Source organism: Bifidobacterium xylocopae (genome assembly GCF_003315615.1).
Taxonomy (GTDB): domain Bacteria; phylum Actinomycetota; class Actinomycetes; order Actinomycetales; family Bifidobacteriaceae; genus Bombiscardovia; species Bombiscardovia xylocopae.
The window spans coordinates 1-17144 of the sequence record NZ_PDCH01000022.1; the positions used below are offsets into that span (position 1 = coordinate 1).

At 63.0% G+C, this 17144-nt stretch carries 19 protein-coding genes; 4 read left to right on the top strand and 15 right to left on the bottom strand.

Annotated features, from left to right (window positions below; translation table 11 throughout):
* On the bottom strand, nucleotides 1-649 hold a 649-nt coding region (locus tag CRD59_RS07240; protein WP_130341225.1), incomplete at its 3' end, for a peptide ABC transporter substrate-binding protein.
* Nucleotides 650-905: 256 nt separating this feature from the next.
* Nucleotides 906-1877: a tyrosine recombinase XerC gene (locus CRD59_RS07245; RefSeq protein ID WP_113854018.1), complete on the bottom strand. Its 972-nt coding sequence runs from the start codon at nucleotides 1875-1877 to the stop codon at nucleotides 906-908.
* 185 nt (nucleotides 1878-2062) lie between these two features.
* Between CRD59_RS07245 and CRD59_RS07250 the strand changes: the two genes are divergently transcribed.
* Nucleotides 2063-2317 carry a DUF6725 family protein gene (locus CRD59_RS07250; RefSeq protein WP_113854033.1) on the top strand — a complete coding sequence of 85 codons (255 nt, stop codon included), beginning with the start codon at nucleotides 2063-2065 and terminating at the stop codon, nucleotides 2315-2317.
* A gap of 19 nt (nucleotides 2318-2336) precedes the next feature.
* Here the strand turns inward: CRD59_RS07250 and CRD59_RS07255 are convergent, their stop codons facing one another.
* The 13 genes from CRD59_RS07255 to msrB form a co-directional block, all read right to left on the bottom strand.
* Nucleotides 2337-3380 carry a prephenate dehydrogenase gene (locus CRD59_RS07255; protein ID WP_113854019.1) on the bottom strand — a complete coding sequence of 348 codons (1044 nt, stop codon included), beginning with the start codon at nucleotides 3378-3380 and terminating at the stop codon, nucleotides 2337-2339.
* 2 nt (nucleotides 3381-3382) lie between these two features.
* Nucleotides 3383-4387, bottom strand: coding sequence for a prephenate dehydratase domain-containing protein (locus CRD59_RS07260; protein ID WP_113854020.1), 1005 nt, complete (start codon nucleotides 4385-4387; stop codon nucleotides 3383-3385).
* The gene (locus tag CRD59_RS07265) at nucleotides 4384-4812 is read right to left on the bottom strand and encodes an alcohol dehydrogenase (RefSeq protein WP_113854021.1); all 429 of its coding nucleotides are present in this window, start codon (nucleotides 4810-4812) and stop codon (nucleotides 4384-4386) included. Before CRD59_RS07265 ends, CRD59_RS07260 begins: the two co-directional genes overlap by 4 nt.
* Nucleotides 4813-4987: 175 nt before the next feature.
* Nucleotides 4988-6913, bottom strand: coding sequence for a translational GTPase TypA (gene typA, locus CRD59_RS07270; RefSeq protein ID WP_113854022.1), 1926 nt, complete (start codon nucleotides 6911-6913; stop codon nucleotides 4988-4990).
* A gap of 144 nt (nucleotides 6914-7057) precedes the next feature.
* Complete coding sequence (locus tag CRD59_RS07275) at nucleotides 7058-7717, bottom strand: hypothetical protein (protein ID WP_127920979.1); 660 nt, start codon at nucleotides 7715-7717, stop codon at nucleotides 7058-7060.
* Nucleotides 7718-7905: 188 nt separating this feature from the next.
* Nucleotides 7906-8604, bottom strand: coding sequence for an SMC-Scp complex subunit ScpB (gene scpB, locus CRD59_RS07280; protein WP_113854024.1), 699 nt, complete (start codon nucleotides 8602-8604; stop codon nucleotides 7906-7908).
* A complete protein-coding gene (locus tag CRD59_RS07285; RefSeq protein WP_236632786.1) occupies nucleotides 8601-9413 on the bottom strand; it encodes a segregation and condensation protein A in 813 nt (270 codons plus the stop codon). The genes scpB and CRD59_RS07285 overlap by 4 nt, the downstream gene beginning before the upstream one ends.
* Nucleotides 9410-10249 carry a ParA family protein gene (locus CRD59_RS07290; protein WP_113854025.1) on the bottom strand — a complete coding sequence of 280 codons (840 nt, stop codon included), beginning with the start codon at nucleotides 10247-10249 and terminating at the stop codon, nucleotides 9410-9412. The genes CRD59_RS07285 and CRD59_RS07290 overlap by 4 nt, the downstream gene beginning before the upstream one ends.
* A 136-nt stretch (nucleotides 10250-10385) precedes the next feature.
* Nucleotides 10386-11312: a site-specific tyrosine recombinase XerD gene (gene xerD / locus CRD59_RS07295; RefSeq protein ID WP_113854026.1), complete on the bottom strand. Its 927-nt coding sequence runs from the start codon at nucleotides 11310-11312 to the stop codon at nucleotides 10386-10388.
* A gap of 165 nt (nucleotides 11313-11477) precedes the next feature.
* Nucleotides 11478-11861 carry a 50S ribosomal protein L20 gene (gene rplT, locus CRD59_RS07300; protein WP_113854027.1) on the bottom strand — a complete coding sequence of 128 codons (384 nt, stop codon included), beginning with the start codon at nucleotides 11859-11861 and terminating at the stop codon, nucleotides 11478-11480.
* A gap of 64 nt (nucleotides 11862-11925) precedes the next feature.
* Entirely contained in the window at nucleotides 11926-12120 is a 195-nt protein-coding gene (gene rpmI / locus CRD59_RS07305) for a 50S ribosomal protein L35 (protein ID WP_113854028.1), read from the bottom strand.
* Nucleotides 12101-12874 (bottom strand): translation initiation factor IF-3, encoded by a 774-nt coding sequence (infC, locus tag CRD59_RS07310; protein ID WP_113854029.1) that lies wholly within the window; start codon nucleotides 12872-12874, stop codon nucleotides 12101-12103. Before infC ends, rpmI begins: the two co-directional genes overlap by 20 nt.
* 239 nt (nucleotides 12875-13113) lie before the next feature.
* Nucleotides 13114-14088, bottom strand: coding sequence for a peptide-methionine (R)-S-oxide reductase MsrB (gene msrB, locus CRD59_RS07315; RefSeq protein WP_113854030.1), 975 nt, complete (start codon nucleotides 14086-14088; stop codon nucleotides 13114-13116).
* Nucleotides 14089-14334: 246 nt separating this feature from the next.
* Between msrB and CRD59_RS07320 the strand changes: the two genes are divergently transcribed.
* From CRD59_RS07320 to gap, 3 genes are all read left to right on the top strand, one after another.
* Nucleotides 14335-15087, top strand: coding sequence for a thiamine diphosphokinase (locus CRD59_RS07320; protein WP_113854031.1), 753 nt, complete (start codon nucleotides 14335-14337; stop codon nucleotides 15085-15087).
* A gap of 41 nt (nucleotides 15088-15128) precedes the next feature.
* Nucleotides 15129-15521, top strand: coding sequence for an arsenate reductase family protein (locus CRD59_RS07325; RefSeq protein ID WP_236632787.1), 393 nt, complete (start codon nucleotides 15129-15131; stop codon nucleotides 15519-15521).
* A 188-nt stretch (nucleotides 15522-15709) separates the two neighbouring features.
* A complete protein-coding gene (gene gap, locus CRD59_RS07330) occupies nucleotides 15710-16765 on the top strand; it encodes a type I glyceraldehyde-3-phosphate dehydrogenase (RefSeq protein WP_113854032.1) in 1056 nt (351 codons plus the stop codon).
* Nucleotides 16766-17144 lie beyond the last annotated feature (379 nt).

Consider the following 17144-nt stretch of genomic DNA (forward strand, 5'->3'; position numbering starts at 1 on the left):
GGTTCCTGACCAGCTGGATGGACTTGTTGTGCTCCCAGGACTTGAACTTGTACTGGCCATTGCCCACAGGATGCTCACCGAAGGCCTTGGGATCCTTGTAGAAGGATTCCGGCAGCGGCGAGAAGGCCTCGTATCCGACCTTGATCGGGAAGACCGAATCCGCCTGGACCAGGTCCACGGTGAAGGTCCTGTCGTCGATCACCTTGAGACCCTCCAATTGGGCGTCGGGCTTGGCATCTGGCTTCTGCAGGTCGTCATAGCCCTTGATCAGGGAGAAGAAACTGGCATTGAGCTGGGCGTTGGCGGCGTTGGCCACATACGACCAGGCCCTGGTGAAGGATGATGACGTGACCGGACTACCATCCGTGAACTTCCAGCCAGGCTTGAGCTTGACCGTGTACTGGGTGTTGTCCTGATTCGGCTTGATGGAGTCGGCCACTTCGTTGACCGTCTTGCCGTCTGGGGTCACCGCCACCAGTTTGGCGAAGAGAAGCATGACCGGTCGCGCGCCCCCGCGCTCATTGGTGTTGCCGGGGACAAGGGGGTTCTGTGGTTCGGTGCTGTACGCCTTGACGACCGCATTGGGGTCGCCACCAGCCTTGGAATCCCCGGAACCTGAGGATCCACATGCCCCGAGGGACAGGATCATAGTGGCGGCCACCGCAGCGGCGGACAGATTTCGTATATGCTTGATCACAATCACAGCCTCTCTCTTCTGTTCCTTATGATTTGTGACTCATGAGGCGGGCAGAGGGTACTGCGTCGCTGTAACCTGAAACGACAAGGGTGGCGCCGTCCAAGATAGTGTGAATGTTACGTGGGCAATGTTACGACCGAATGCGCTGTCCACATTGTGGACAGATGCAAACCGACACGGTTTCGTGGCCTAGGGGCGGCCGTGCCCCCTATGCCCGGGGGAAGGCCAGATCGTAGCGTTGCCGCAGCTGGTCGATGGAGACATGCGTGTAGCGTTGCGTGGTTCGCAGGGATGAATGACCAAGCATTTCCTGGACCTCACGCAGGTCCGCCCCCCCATCCAGCAGGTGGGTGGCCGCGGAATGGCGAAGGGCGTGTGGGGAGATGGAAGGCAGGTCGGCATCCGCTGAGATCCGATGGACCGCATCCCTCACCTGCCTCTGTCCGATCCGCCCGCCCCTGGCACCCAGGAAAAGGGCAGGACCGCCCATCCCGGAAGATCGCGCCGCCAGACCAGGGCGCCCCTGACCAAGCCAATCCTCCAAGGCATGTGCGGCAGGTAGGCCGAAGGGAATCACCCGTTCTTTCGACCCCTTGCCCATGACCTTGACCGTGCGGGATTGGAAGTCGACATCCTTCTGGTCCAAAGCCGTCAACTCGGCCACACGCATACCGGTCGCGTACAGGAGTTCCACGATCGCCCGATCACGGCAGGCAAGGGCCTTCTCCTTGACAGACCGCCCGCCTCCTTCAACCCCGCAGTCCCGGCCGTGGGCCTCGGATCCAGGACCGCGACCGGCCTCCCGCCCGGCCTCTTCCATCATCCGGCCGGCCTCTTCCTCACTCAACACCTGCGGCAGACGGTCCGGGATACGGGGCGTGGCCAACGTCGCCGCGGGGTCCTTGTCGATGAGACCCCTGTCGGCCAGGAAAGCGAAGAACCGGCGGACGGACACCGTCCGCCGGGCCAGGGTCGCCCGGGAACGACCGCGGGACTCATGGGCCATCCAGGAGCGGAGAGTCTCGATGGTCACCTGACCCAAGTCATCCAAACCGCGCAGCCGCAGGAAATTAAGGAAAGCGACCAAATCGGAGCGGTAGGCTTTGACGGTGTTGGCGCTCTCCCCCTCCACATGGGTCAGATGGTCGGTGAAAGCTTCCAACTTATTGTCGAATCGCATGGCCAGCCTCCTTTGCGCGCATACCATTCTATGCCGGCCCGGCATGTCCGCAGTTCCCCCTCTCCGCCCTTTACAATGGGCGGTGGAGGTGGGACATGACCGCACCGGAAGAAGGGCATCCATCACTGCCGTCGCCTGATGGACCGCAGCAGAGCGCCGCACTGCCATCATCGGCCGTCCAACGCATGCCGGTGGGGTCGAGGGTCGTGGTGCGCATGGCAGACAGTGTGGATCCGGCCAGTGGTCGGATGACCTACAGGGATTTCATTGGGCATGTACGCGCATGTGACGGACGGATGTTGACCCTGAGGCGAGACCCCGCCGCCAACGGAAGCAGACCATCCCAGGATGTTCGGCTGGATGTGGCCGCCATCGTTGCCGTCAAGCCCATCCCCGAACGCAGATACCCTTTCGGCCATAGGGACGGCAGCGCATCCTGAATGACTGATCGATGGTGCCTCACCAATTCGGTCCGCTGACCTCTATGGCACGGTGGACGCTGTCGAAGCGCACGATACGACGGCCCCGGCGGGCAGAGTCAAGAAGCTGCTCCCGCCAGCCATGCCCATCCAGGATCAGTTCCTCCTCCAACTCATGATCCGGAGTCCGCTTCGCTTCCATCTGGCAGGCCCGGTAATCACGGAAGGGCTGGGCGGAGTCGAAGAAAGGCCCCAGATCGGCGCCGGATTCCATTTCGGCGGCGACACCGTCCAGGCGAGAGGCGAGTTCACGTAACAGTGCGGCCACATTCGGCCGGTCCTCCTCGACCATGGCTCGCGTACGCTCCGGATCGGTCAAAGCCACCCTGGTCATGTCCCGCCAGGAACCCGCGGCGAGGGCGGCGGCCACCTGCCTGTCCGGATGCCCGGCCAGGAGTGCCGCCAAAGCCGTGGACACCACATGCGGCATATGGGAGATGAGTGCGGCGGAACGGTCGTGCGTACCATCGTCCAAGCAGATGAGCTGATCGCCCAAGCCTTGGATGACCATGTCAGCGACTGTCAGGAAACGCCCGTAATCCGTGCTTTCATCCACACACAAAGCCCACAGGGCCGAATCGAAGAGGTTTGGGTCGGAGGCGGCGAAACCCGAATGCTCGTTGCCTGTCATCGGATGTCCGCCGACATATCGGTCGGACAAACCGACGGCCGCCACCTGCTCGCGCACCGGGCCCTTGACGGAACCAACATCGGTGAGGGTACTGGCTTTGGGCAGAACCGGCGCCAGACGTTCCAGCATCTCGGGCATGGCCTTAAGGGGTGTGGCCAGGACCAATACGTCCGGCTTGCCTTGGGCCAGTTCCTCCAGACTGTCCACAGTATGTATGCCCGCCCGCTGGGCCGCCGCATAGGGGGCGGTGGTGTGGTTCCAACCGACCACGAAACGGCCTCGTCCGACCAGCCGGCGTGCCAGTGAACCGCCGATCAGCCCCAATCCGACGATGCCGATCTTGTGGGCGGAGGTAAGAATGGGGGAAGCCGCCGTCCCTGGCAGTGGGTGCATGTTTACATCGTGGGCCACAGGAGCTCCTCGTTCTTTGATATGGCAGTTGGTTCTCCAGCGGAGGAACGGCCGGCCACAAGGCCTCCGACGGGCAGCATCCACTGGTCCACCGGGGGGTCCGGCCTGGGCATGCGGGCATCCACCGCCAGCGTCTTGACCCAGACGGCACGCCCGGCCAAATCCTCCAGCAAGGTATGCAAGGACGGCTCCCATGGGGCCGAATCCACGGTCGCTATGAATGAGTATGCCCCGTCCTGACCTTTGATCGGCCGGGACATGAAGGCGGTCATGTTCAGACCGGCGTCTCGCATCCGATCCAGCAAACCGGCCAGTACACCCGGCCCTGTCTGCAGGGGGATCAGGGCCAGGATCGACTCGTAGGCACACGTATCGCTTGCCGTGTTCCCGCCCCGTTGGGCGCGCGCCCATGCCTGCGATAGCTCCACGGCCTGCCCTCTTGGCGCAAGCAGCAGGAAATCCGTGCGCGCGCCCTGGAAATCCTGGACACCCGCCCGGTAGCGGTCAAGCCCATAGAGTCGACCGCACAAGGCGGGCCCCAGCCCCACTTGCTGGGGCCCCAGGTCCCGGCAGGCGGCGGCGTTGGACGTAGCCGGAACCTCCTCGAGACCCATGGCATCGCTGAAGGCACGGCATTGGGCCAGACCGTGCGGGTGAGCGCTCACCTGGGTCAGGACGCCGTGGTCGGGTCGCACAAAAGCGTCAAAGGTGATGTCCAGTCCAAGCCGTGCGAATCCGGCGGTCCGTGGGGCATTGATCAAGCCGTCCAAATTGGGCACGACGGTGCCCTCCACGTTGTTCTCCCAGGCTAGGATCCCCCAGCCTCGGCCCTGGTCCACGCGTTCGATGATCGAAGACGCCCGATCGACCGCTGCCAACCGAGGGGCCCTCCCCAGGGCGGTCTCCAGGCCCGCTTGGGCCTGCAAGGCCGCCTGGTGGGTGAAGGTGCCTTCAGGGCCAAGATAGTACAGGATGGGCCGCTGACTCATGCCGGCCTCCCAGGTGATCCACCCGGTCCGGAGAGCCAGGACCGGGGGATGGCCAGGACCGCCAGCTGAGCAAGAAGGGATCCGATGAGCCAGATCATGCCGGCCCTGCGGTCGAAGAAGCCGGTGAACGCCGGACTGCCGATCGGGATAAGTACATCACCACCCGGTCCACGCCCCATCAGCAGCCAAAGCAGACTGGATGAGCCGATCAAGTGGAGGCCGAGACCCACTGGGCCGGCGGCGGACCGCGACCACCAGGCCGATACGATCAGCATGGCGAATGCAATGACCAACCCATAGGGAATGGGGCCGGCTGCACCGGCGCGATGGGCCAGAGTGCCGATCAGCCCGCTCAAGGCACCCAGCAGCAAGGTCGCCGGGTAGAGGCGCGCCCTACGAACGGGGCTGGCATGAGGTTGACGCATAACCAACAGCCTAGCTCCATCCGTCAACAGTGCCGCTGCGGTCAGCCCCGACACCCCCTCCTATATGGGATGAAGCCTCCTTGAACACGAAACCGACCGGGCCGTACGGGGATGTGCCCCGTCGCGGACCGGGCGGTTCATGGGGTTCACCGCCAGGCTGGATCAGCCGGTGGGATCACTGGCTCTTCTGATTGGCCCTGCGCTGACGGGCGTTCCACTTGTACCAGGCGTCGCGGTCCAGGATGATCTTGCGCACGCGGATGGACTCGGGCGTGACCTCCACGCACTCGTCTTCGTTGGCGAAGTCCAGGGACTCCTCCAGGCTCATCTGGATCGGCGGTGTCAGGGTCTCCAACACGTCGGCCGTGGCTGAGCGCATGTTGGTCATGTGCTTCTCCAAGGTCACGTTGATGTCCAGATCGCCGGGCTTGTTCGTCACGCCCACCACCTGGCCCTCATAGACCGGATCCTGTGGTTTTACGAAGAAGTTGCCGCGGGCCTGCAGTTTCTGCATGGCGTAGGGGCTAGCCTTACCGGCACGGTCCGCCACCATCGACCCGTTCTGCCGGGTGGAGATTTCGCCGGCCCAGGGGGCATAACCAGCGGATATGGACGACGAGATGCCGGTGCCACGGGTCGCGGACAGGAGGGCGGTACGGAAGCCGATCAGGCCTCTGGAAGGCACCGTGAACTGCATGCGCACCCAGCCTGAGCCGTGGTTGCTCATGGAATCCATACGGCCCTTGCGGTCGGCCATCAGCTGGGTGACGGCACCCATGTACTCCTCGGGCACGTCTATGGTGTCGGACTCCATCGGCTCGTTGAGCTTGCCGTCGATCATCTGGGTGACAACCTGCGGGCGCCCCACGGTCAGTTCGTATCCCTCACGACGCATCTGCTCGGCCAGGATCGCCAGAGCGAGCTCGCCGCGGCCCTGCACCTCCCAGGCATCCGGGCGTTCGGTCGGCATGACCTTGATGGAGACGTTGCCGATCAGCTCATGGTCCAGACGGTCCTTCAGCATGCGGGCGGTCAGCTTGTGATCCTTGCCCTCGGTTCCCACCAACGGGGAATCGTTGGTGCCGAAGGTCATGGATATGGCCGGCGGATCGACATGGATGAGCGGCAGTGGCTTTGGGTCATCGGGATCGACGATGGTCTCGCCGATCATGATGTCCTCGACGCCCGCCACGGCCACGATATCGCCGGGGCCGGCCTCCTCGGCAGGCACACGGTCCAGTCCTTGGGTGCGAAGAATCTCGGTGAGCTTGAAGTGTTCGACCGATCCATCCACGCGTGAAAGCCCATACTGGGTGCCCTTTTTCAAGGTCCCGTTGTAGATGCGGACCAGACCCAGACGACCCAGGTAGTCGGAAGCGTCGATATTGGTCACATGAGCCTGCAGGGCCGCCCCCTCCTCATAGACCGGAGCGGGGATGTTCTTCAGAATCGCATCGAACAAGGGCTCAAGGTCGTCATTGTCGGGCAGACCCCCGTCGGCGGGTTGGTTCACCGAAGCCTTGCCCGCCTTGGCCGCGCAGTAGATGACCGGTAGGTCCAACAGGGAATCCAGATCCAGGTCCACGCCCTCTTCGGACACATCCTGCGCCAGCCCCAACAGGAGGTCCGTCGATTCGGACACCACCTCGGAGATACGGGCATCGGGACGGTCCACCTTGTTGACGCACAGGATCACCGGTAGCTTCGATTCCAGTGCCTTGCGCAGGACAAAGCGTGTCTGGGGCAGCGGGCCTTCGGAGGCATCCACCAAGAGGACCACGCCGTCGACCATGGAGATACCGCGCTCCACTTCGCCGCCGAAGTCGGCGTGTCCGGGCGTGTCCACGACGTTGATGGTGATGCCATCGGGCTCGCCCAGCTCGGCGGCCAGGGGGCCGGTGTACTTGACGGCGGTGTTCTTGGCGAGGATGGTGATGCCCTTCTCGCGCTCAAGGTCGTTGGAATCCATCACACGGTCGGGCACTTCCTCACGCTCGGAGAAGACGTGCGACTGCTGCAGCATGGCATTCACCAGCGTCGTTTTACCGTGATCGACGTGAGCCACAATTGCCACATTACGAATATCTCCACGTACCGCCATCAAAACCTCATTCTCAAACGCCGCCCGATTCTAGGCGGACAAACCTTCGCAATGATACGCGCAGCAGATGACAGCCGGGCTACCTTATGCGCAAGGCAACCGCTGCGTGTCCACGGATGCGTGGACGAACACCGCCGTGCGACCTCAGAACTTTTCATTCGCATACTTGGTCAGCAGCTCCTCCAGCAGGTTGCCGTCATGCGCGAACTGGGCGACATGCAGCTCCAGAACCGGGCTCGCCGTCGAATTCTCGAAGACAGGCACCCCCTCGAGATTCTCGATAATGATACGGTTATCCTCCACGCGGAACAGGAATTCATCCCAATCGAACCGCAAGAAAGTCAGACGACCCTTGCTCAAACTGATCCCGGAAGGGGTCAGGACTATGTCATCGGCATCCTTGTTGTCGGCGACCGAGAACTCCGCGGGCAGCTCCTGGTACTCGAATTCTGCAAAATAACCGATATACCGGTACCCCTTCGAGGTCCGTTCCTTCTTCCAACGGCTGATGATTCCCGCGTACTCCTGCTGGGCGAAGCGGGTGCCAGGACCGTATAGGTCGAACAGCACCTCGTCCTGCCGCCCGAACGCGGCAGAAAAACCATAGCTGGTTTTCAGCACCGGCTGGGCCAGGGAATTCTCCGGTTCGAGCATGATCTTGAACTTCGGCCGATCCCTCGACTCCCTGTACTTGTTCACGGCGAATGCGCCGAAGCAAAGGATCAGGCTGGTGACGACAGCCACGGCGCAACCGACGGCGAAAGAGGCATGCTCCATGAGCTGCATGCCGCCATACGATCGCATTAGGTTATGCCACCTCCCGAAAAAGCCGAACCAGGCACTCCCGGCGAGCGCCGTGAAAGGGCACCACAACAGTACTCAATTCCCACTGGCAGGCACAACTGCGCCGACGGGACCCTTCCTCGCCCCCGGGTAAGGCGCGAAGACTGCAATGGCCTGTATGGCACATGGCAAGCCCCGGTTGTTGCCGATCACTCCGCACCCCCGTCTGTCGTGCGTACGGCAGGTCGCACAGGCGAGGGCTGCTGCTTCATCTCACGGACAGCTGTGCTTTCATCCGGCAGGAAGGGCGCGAGGGAGGGCAACTCGTCGACCGATGCGATATCCATATGCTCCAGGAACAGCGCTGTGGTCACCAGCAGGGCCGCCCGGCTCTCAGGATCAACCCCATCCTCCCGGACCAGACCACGTACCAGCAGTGAGCGGATGACCCCATCTGAGTTGACGCCGCGGATGCCGGCCACCTGGGCGCGCGTGATTGGCTGGCGGTAGGCGATGATCGCCAAGGATTCCAGGGCTGCCTGGCTCAGGTGTGCGCTCTGCCCCGCGGTCACGAAAGCCGAGACCACCGGCTGGAAGTCAGGGCGGCTTGCATACATCCAGCCTCTGGCTGTGCGTCTGAGCTGGTAGCCATGCCCTTCCCGGTCAATCTGGTCGCTCAACGATCCAAGACAGGATTCCACCCGCTTCTCGCTTACCCCCAGCACCGTCGCTAAATCGGCCGAGGGCTGTGGCTGATCGGCAGTCATCAGTATTGCTTCAAGGCATGCGGACAGTCCGCCGGGGAAGTCTTCGGGCGTGACGCCCCTGTCCCCCGTTGCCCCGTTGTCCAAGGGCCGCGCCTGGGTCTCCTCCGGCCTTGGATTCGGTTCCGCCGTCTCCTCGTTCATGAGAAATCCTTTTCGCTCACGTCTATGCCTCCCCCATTATCGACATCACCTATCCAGCGCAGGTAGAGGGGCTCGAAGGGCCCGGCCTGCTTGTACTGGACCTCGCGCTGGCGGAAGAACACCAGGATAGCCAGGAAGCGCGCCACGACCTCCAGTCGACCGGCGGCATCCCCGATAATAGCCGCAAATGCAAGTGGTTCTCCCGGTCTCTCCTGCAGACGTGCCCGCACCAGCTCCGCCTGCTCGCGCAGGTCCACCATCGGCACATGCAACTGGGCTACCGAAACCTGGCTCGCCGGCGCGTTGACCAGGGCATGGGCCGCCATGCGGGCGAGCTCAGGGGGGCTGGTGGTCCATACCAGCGACGGCAGGGCCGCGGCCGTGCGCTCATCGACACGACCGGGATGGGGCAATGATGCGGCAACGCGCGCAAGCTCACGTTCAAAGACGCTGGCCGCTTCCTTGAAGGCTCTGTATTGCAGCAGTCTGGCGAACAGGAGGTCACGCTCACGCAAGGCCTCCATCGACTGCTCGTCGGCCGGGGATTCACCTTGTCCGGGCAACAGGGCGGCGGACTTGGCCTCCACCAGAACCGAGGCTACATCCAGAAAGGAGCTGGCCTCATCAAGGTTTCGTCCCAGGTCCAGGCGTTTCACGTAGGCCAGGAACTCCTCGGTTATGGACCCCAGCGATATTTCGGTCAGCTCCAACCGCCTGTCCGCAAGCAGACTGAGCAAGGCATCGAACGGCCCCTGATAGACATCGAGACTTACCGAAAAACCGGGAGTCGTATCCGTCAGCGCACTCACGCCACGATGCGGCGCGCGAGCAGCTCCCGGGCCACCTCCCGATACTCCTTGGCCGTCTTGTGCTGGGGGGCGTACATGGTGATCGGCACGCCGGAAACAGTGGCGTCCGGCAATTTGATGGACCGCGTGATGACTGAGTGGAAGACCTTGTCCTGGAAAGCCTCATAGATACGCTGCAGGACCTCATCCGAGTGCAATGTGCGGGTGTACATGGTGACCAGCACCCCATAGACCCGTAAGTCAGGATTTATTCTGGTACGCACCTTCTCGATTGACTGCATGAGCAGGGCCACACCCCTCAGCGCGAAGAACTCGGCCGCCACCGGGATGATGACACCGTCCGCCGCGGTCAGCGCGTTGACGGTCAGCAGACCCAAGGACGGCTGGCAATCCACGATGATCACGTCGTATTCGTCGATGAGAGGCTTCAGGGTGGAGGCCAGGACCTGTTCGCGTCCCACTTCCGTGACCAGCTGCACCTCGGCAGCCGACAGGTCTATGTTGGCCGGAATGATGTCCAGGTTCTCGAAGTCGGTGTGCATGACCACCTTGTGCACATCCATCTTCGGATCGAACAAGGCTGTGTATATCGTGGATTCCACGGTATTGGCATTGATACCAAGGCCAACCGTCGCCGCGCCCTGGGGATCGAAGTCCACGATGAGCACCCGTCTGCCGTAATCGCTTAAGGCGCCGCCGATGTTGATCGAACTCGTCGTCTTGCCGACGCCGCCCTTCTGGTTGCACATCGCTATGACCCGGGCGGGGCCATGCTGGCTCAGGGGCTCGGGGGCGGCGAACGTCTCGTAATCACGTCCCAATAAATCCGTAGGCATACCTTTACACTACCAATACCCATCCATGGACGGCACCCGGCGGCGGCAAACCGCCGCATCACCGCCCGGACGACCCCCGAAATCGCCTCGATCCTCGACTGTACGCTCCCAGTATATCCGCAAGGCCCCACCCGAATCAGCGTGCCCTGGGATGGGCCGTCTGGTACGCCTCCATCAGACGTTGGGGGCTTACGTGCGTATAGATCTGGGTGGTGGTCACCGATGCGTGTCCCAGGAGTTCCTGGACCGTGCGCACATCCGCACCGCCTTCGATCAGGTGGGTGGCGAACGAATGGCGCAGGGTGTGGGGATGGATCGGCGCGTCGATGCCCGCCCTGCCGGCGGCCGAACGCACAATCTGCCAGACCGACTGCCGGGACAGGCGGCTGCCGCGTTTGTTGAGGAAGACGGCGGCCATCTCAGGGCTCCGCTTCGCCCTGCGACCCAATGCCTCCCTCCCCCTGTTCAGATAGGCTTCCAAAGCCCGACGCGCGTAAGAGCCGACGGGCACCAGTCGCTGTTTGGAGCCCTTGCCCATCAGTCGCGCCAGTCCCTGCTCCAGGTCCAGGTCAGTCAGGTCGGCACCCACAGCCTCGGAGACGCGACATCCCGTCGCATACATGAACTCCAACAGCGCACGGTCCCTCAGGGAGACCGGGTCGTCGGCCCCTGCAGGTGCCGATGCCTCAAGGAGCCTGGAGACCTGGTCAATCGTGAGGACATCCGGTAGGCGGGAGACACCTTTGGGCGCCCTGACCGCCTGCGATGCGTCGACGGACACCAACCTCTGGCCGAGGGCGAATCGGTGGAGCTCGTGGACGGCTGCCAGGCGCCGGGCCTTGCTTGCAGCTGACTCCCCTGCAAGCGAAGCCAGAAAATCCTCTACGTCACGTTTGCCCACCTGGTCAAGGCTGTCTCTGCCGTGGTCGGCAAGCCATCCGGTGTAGAGGGATAGATCCGACCGGTAGGCCTGCACAGTGGCTGCAGCCAGGCCGCGCTCCACCCCGGTGTGAACCAGGAACTGCTCGACCAATGGGCCGAAGGCCGTGGGATTCTCGCTCATGCGACCACTGTATCGCGGGGTCGACGCGCTGACAGGTGGGTTAGGGCTCCTGCCGCGGAGATTGCGAATTGGGATGTTGAGCATATATGGCAAAGGGCCCCGCTGGTGCGGGACCCTCTGAGATCTACGGACGACTGGATGAAGACCAGGCCGCCCACATCCTGATCAGGCGGCGATCGACGCGTTCACGTCTGCTGGCAGGGCCTTCTTGGCCTCGTCCACGATGGCGTTGAAAGTATCGATATCGGAGACGGCCAGTTCGGCCAGCGCGCGGCGGTCAAGCTCGATGCCAGCCAGACGCAGCCCTTGGATGAAGCGGTTGTAGGTGATGCCCTGTGCGCGGCAGGCGGCGTTGATGCGCTGGATCCACAGCTTGCGGAAGTCACCCTTGCGGGCCTTGCGGTCGCGGTAGTTGTAGTTGAAGGAATGGAGGAGCTGCTCCTTGGCCTTGCGGTAGAGGCGCGAACGCTGGCCGCGGTAGCCGGAGGCCCTCTCCAGTACGACCCTGCGCTTCTTATGGGCGTTCACTGCCCTCTTGACACGTGCCATGTATGTTTCCTCAGCTTTCTGAAATCTCTTGGGTCTTGACCTGTGCTGCTTTCGGCCCTGGGGCTTACTTGTTCAGCATCTTCCGCATGTTCTTGGCCTGGCTCTTGGCGAGCACGGCATCACGCGAGAGGGCGCGCCGCTTTCGGGCTGACTTGTGCTCAAGATTGTGGCGCATGCTCGATCCTGCCTGCATGAGCTTGCCCGAGCCGGTGACGCGGACACGCTTGGATGCGGCGGAATTACTTTTCATCTTCGGCATTGCTGCCCTCCTTGGATGTTGTCTTCTTCGTGGAAGTCTGCTGCTTGGCCGGCTCGGCATCGACACGCCTGACTTCGGCCTTGGCTTCGTTCTCGGCCTGGAGCTTGGCGCTCTGACCTTCCTTCTTGGCGGCTAGCCGGGCCGCCTGCCGGGCCTGGCGTTCCGCCCGGGCCTGGTCGCCCCTCCGACGCTGCTCGGACTGGGTGTGGATCTTCTTGCCCTTGGGGGCAAGGGTCATGATGATGTTGCGGCCCTCCTGCTTGGGAGTGGATTCGATCGAACCCAGATCGGCCACCTCATCCGCCAGCCTGTGCAGAAGCTCCACGCCGCCGATGGGCCGGCGCTGCTCCCGGCCGCGCAGCATGATGGTGACCTTGACCTTGTCTCCTGCGGACAGGAAACGCTCCACATGGCCTTTCTTCACCTGGAAGTCATGCTCGTCGATCTTCAGGCGGAAGCGGATCTCCTTGATTTCGGCCGCGGTCTGGTTCCGCCGGGCCTGGCGCGCCTTGACCTTCTCGTTGTACTTGAACTTGCCGTAATCAATGAGCTTGGCCACAGGGGGCTTGGCCTGGGGCGCAACTTCGACAAGGTCGAGGCTGGCCTCCCTGGCCAGGTTGAGGGCGACGGAGGTCGCGATGATCCCCACCTGCTCACCGTTCGGACCGATCAGACGCACCTGTGAGGCCCGTATGTCGTCGTTAATCCGAGGTTCTGCGCTAATGATGACTCCTTCTACCGCTTCCTGACACATTCCCGCGCGAAGCTCCCGAAGGCGGACCCACCCGAAGGTGCCGAGCCACGGCAATGCGTGTTCTGAAACCCGCCGCCGGACTTTGTCCGTGATTCATTAACCCGGAGCCACGATAGGCTCCCAGGTGGGATCTTCCGCTTTCTTGATCGCTCAAGCAAACAGCACTATAGCACAGACCCGGAGACAGGACCGGCGGCTCCGCCCCGACGAACCTGCTGTCGGGGCGGAATACCGGCCGGCTACACCCCACCGCCGCCATCCACCATGGGAATGTACTCGCCGTAGCCTTCGGCCTCCATGTCCTCCCGGGGAATGAAGCGCAGGGCTGCGGAGTTCATGCAGTAGCGCAGACCGCCGCTCTCCTTGGGGCCGTCGGTGAAGACGTGTCCCAGGTGGGAATCAGAGGCCGCCGAACGAACCTCGATCCGCGGCCGGCCCAGGAGCTTGAAGTCCTGCCGGGTGGAAAGCGTCTGGGGATCGATCGGCTTGGAGAAGGATGGCCAGCCGCAGCCCGCGTCGAACTTGTCCGACGATGAAAACAAGGGCTGCCCGCTCACCCGGTCCACATAGAGTCCCCTGCGAAAATCCGAGTCGTAGGCGTTCTCGAAGGGGCGTTCGGTGGCCGCCTCCTGGGTCACCTGATATTGCAACGGGTCAAGCTCCCAGATGCGTTCGATGAACCGTTGGCGCCTGGACACTGAGGCCATGCGTTCGGAACTGATGTGGCAGTATCCGCCCGGATGCTTGCGCAGGTAGTCCTGGTGCGACTCCTCGGCCTGGTAGAAGTTCCTGAGCTCGGCGACCTCAACGGCCGGCTTGCGGCCCTCCCGCTCCTCCAGCCGTTTGAGCGCGGAGCGGAAGACAGGCTCCTGATCGGCCCGGTACCCCGGCTCCCAGTACATGCCCGACCGGTACTGCCGGCCCCTGTCGTTGCCCTGCCGGTCCACGGAGAATGGGTCAATGGCATCAAGGAAGAGCAGGACTATCGTCCTCAGCCCCACCATGGTCGGATCGTATATGACCTCCACGCATTCCACCGCGCCGGTCCGCCCTGAGCACACCTGATCATAGGACGGTTCCTCCACATTCGACTGTGCATAGCCCACTCGGGTGGAACGCACCCCTGAAACGCCCTGCAGATAGCGTTCCATCCCCCAGAAGCATCCACCCGCCAGGTAGACCGACTCCAACTTGCGGTCCTTGCGTTCGCTCATCGCATCTCCTCATCACTCGCCGGTCAGGCCGTCGGAAACGACGGCCCACACCTGGGCAACCGCTATCGCCGCTCACCTATTCCACCAACGGCCGTAGTTGCGCTCTTGACACACGCTCAGCTCGGAATCCGGCACGCCATCGCCCGACCATGACGCACCGGCAGATCCCTGCCGGTGCCGCGCAGGCCGACTACCGGGCCGCTAGGCTGGAAGGCGTTGAACCAAACCCAGTGAGAGCGAGGACGGATGAGCGATGAACACGGCGGCAGTACCTGCCTGGTCTTCGGGGCAGGATGCCAGTACCGCAACGGCCAAGACACGCCAAGGCACAGCCTGGTCATCGCGGCGGACGGCGGCGCCGACCATGCCAGGAGCCTAGGATTGGAACCGGACCTTATAGTGGGCGACTTCGACTCGATTTCATCCCCCCCTCCCCAGGGCGGGAGCCGAATCATCCGCCTTCCCGCCGAAAAGGACGACACCGACATGCAGGCGGCACTGAAGCTGGGCTGGGAGCATGGTTATCGACGCTTCGTCATCTACGGGGGCCTTGGGGGCAGGATCGACCACTCGATAGCGAATGTAGCGGCCATCTGTCTTCTGGCCCAGCATGGTGGCCTGGGGCTCCTGGTCGGCGACGGCATAGGACTGACCGCCATATGCGATGGCTCTCTTGAATTCCCGGCCTGGGCACCGGACCTGGCCTCTGAGCACACGATCTCAGTCTTCTCAGCCTCCGACCGTTCCCTCGGCGTGGGCGAGGAGGGGCTGAAATACGGACTGCAGGAGGCGGAGATGGACATGGTCATGAGCCATGGCTCCGGGGTCAGCAACGAGTTCCTCGCCGATCGGCCTGCCCGGATCAGCGTACGCGAAGGCACCCTGCTCGTCAGCTATCCGCTGTCGGCCCCCTCCCCCGCCTGGTCCACCCGGCTGGAGGCCACCGCCAGCCTGGGCCCCCTGGACCTTTCCCTCTCCGACCATCTGAACGTCGCCTGAGTCCCCTGAGGGCTCTCATTACCGAAACAAGGAGCATCATCTTGGCCACTCGCGAACCTATCCAGCCACTGTTCATCTGCTACGCCCGCTGTTCCACCTGCGCCAAGGCCCGCACCTGGCTGGACCGGCATGGCATGTCCTACCGTGAGCGTGACATCAAGGGCGACAACCCCACCTACGGGGAGCTCAAGCACTGGCTGGCCATGAGCGGACTGCCGGTCAGGCGTTTCTTCAACACATCCGGGATGGTATACCGGGCCCTCCCGCACGACCAGCGCCCGGACCACCTCAGCGAGGAGGAGGCCTTACGCCTGCTCGCCACTGACGGTATGTTGGTTAAGCGCCCGATTCTGGTCGACGGTGACCAAGTCCTGGTCGGCTTTCACTTGAGCGATTGGGAGCGTCACCTGAACACTGAGACGCACAGGATTTGAGCGATTGAACATCGAAAAGCACAACAAATATACACAAATTATTTGTTCACTTTGAACGACCCACGAGGAGACTTTTCGCAGGGAAGAAGTACAGGCTGAGCATTAGAATATGAGTCGTTAGCAACAAACGGCCGCCTTCGGTCAGGCCCTGCTTGGCTGGCAGGCGGTCAGTCTCTAAGGGAGTACACATGACAGTCAAGATTGGTATCAACGGCTTCGGTCGCATTGGTCGCCTGGCCTTCCGTCGTATCTTCGAGCTCCAGGCTCGCGGTGGTGAAGCCGGCAATATCGAGGTCGCCGCCATCAACGATCTGACCACTCCGGCCATCCTGGCCTACCTGCTCAAGTACGACAGCACCCAAGGCCCCTTCCGCCATGACGACGGCAGCCCGGTCGAGGTCTCCTCCACCGATGATGCGATCGTGGTCGACGGCAAGGAATACAAGGTCTATGCCGAGAAGGACGCCAACAACATCCCGTGGGTCAAGAACGACGGCGTGGAGTACGTACTGGAGTGCACCGGCTTCTACACCTCGGCCGAGAAGTCCCAGGCCCATCTGAACGCCGGCGCCAAGAAGGTCCTGATCTCCGCCCCGGCAAAGGACGACACCACCCCGACCGTCGTCTACGGCGTGAACGAAGGCATCCTCAAGGCAGACGACAATATCGTGTCCGCCGGCTCCTGCACGACAAACTCCATGGCCTCCATGGTCAAGGTGCTGGATGACGAGTTCGGCATCAAGATCGGTTACATGACCACCATCCACGCCTACACCGGCACCCAGATGCTGCTTGATGGCCCCAAGGGTTCCAAGCCGCGCAACACCCGCGCAGCCGCGATCAACACCATCGAACACTCGACCGGTGCGGCCAAGGCCATCGGCAAGGTCATACCCTCCGTTGACGGCAAGCTCCAGGGCCACGCCCAGCGTGTGGCCGTCCCCGACGGTTCCGTCACCGAGCTGACCACCGTCCTGGGCAAGAAGGTCACCATCGACGAGATCAACAACGCCTTCAAGAAGGCCTTCGAGGGGCGCGACTACTTCGCCTACAACGACGAGGGCATCGTCTCCTCCGACGTGATCGGCGACACCCACGCAGGCGTCCTGGATGGCACTCAGACGGATGTGAACACCGCTGGTGACGAGCAGCTCGTGCGCACCGTCTCCTTCTACGACAACGAGTACGGCTTCACCTGCAACATGATTCGCACCCTGCTCTACTTCGCGAAGATCGCCAAGTGAACCGGCAGGCCTACTGATCCAGACAACTGACGCAGAGGGCCTGACCCGACCGGCAACGGCGGGTCAGGCCCTCTGTCATCCCATGGCCAAGCAAGGCTTGGCACAGCTTGGGGACGAACTCCATGACCAGGTCACAGGCCAGACCCACGGCCATGCCGCCCCCGAACGCCAGGCCCTGCCACCTGATGCATCATCCGACATCCAGCCCCCCCCCCCCCCCACACCCCCCCCCCCCCCAATAAACGATCCCCACCAACCCCACCCCCAACCTCGCACACCGACACACCACCCCACCCGCGGCGGCCGGCCCGCACACCACCGGCCGCCCCACCCCCCCCCCGCCACCCCGAGGCGCACCCGCGCGCCCCGCAGGACGCGG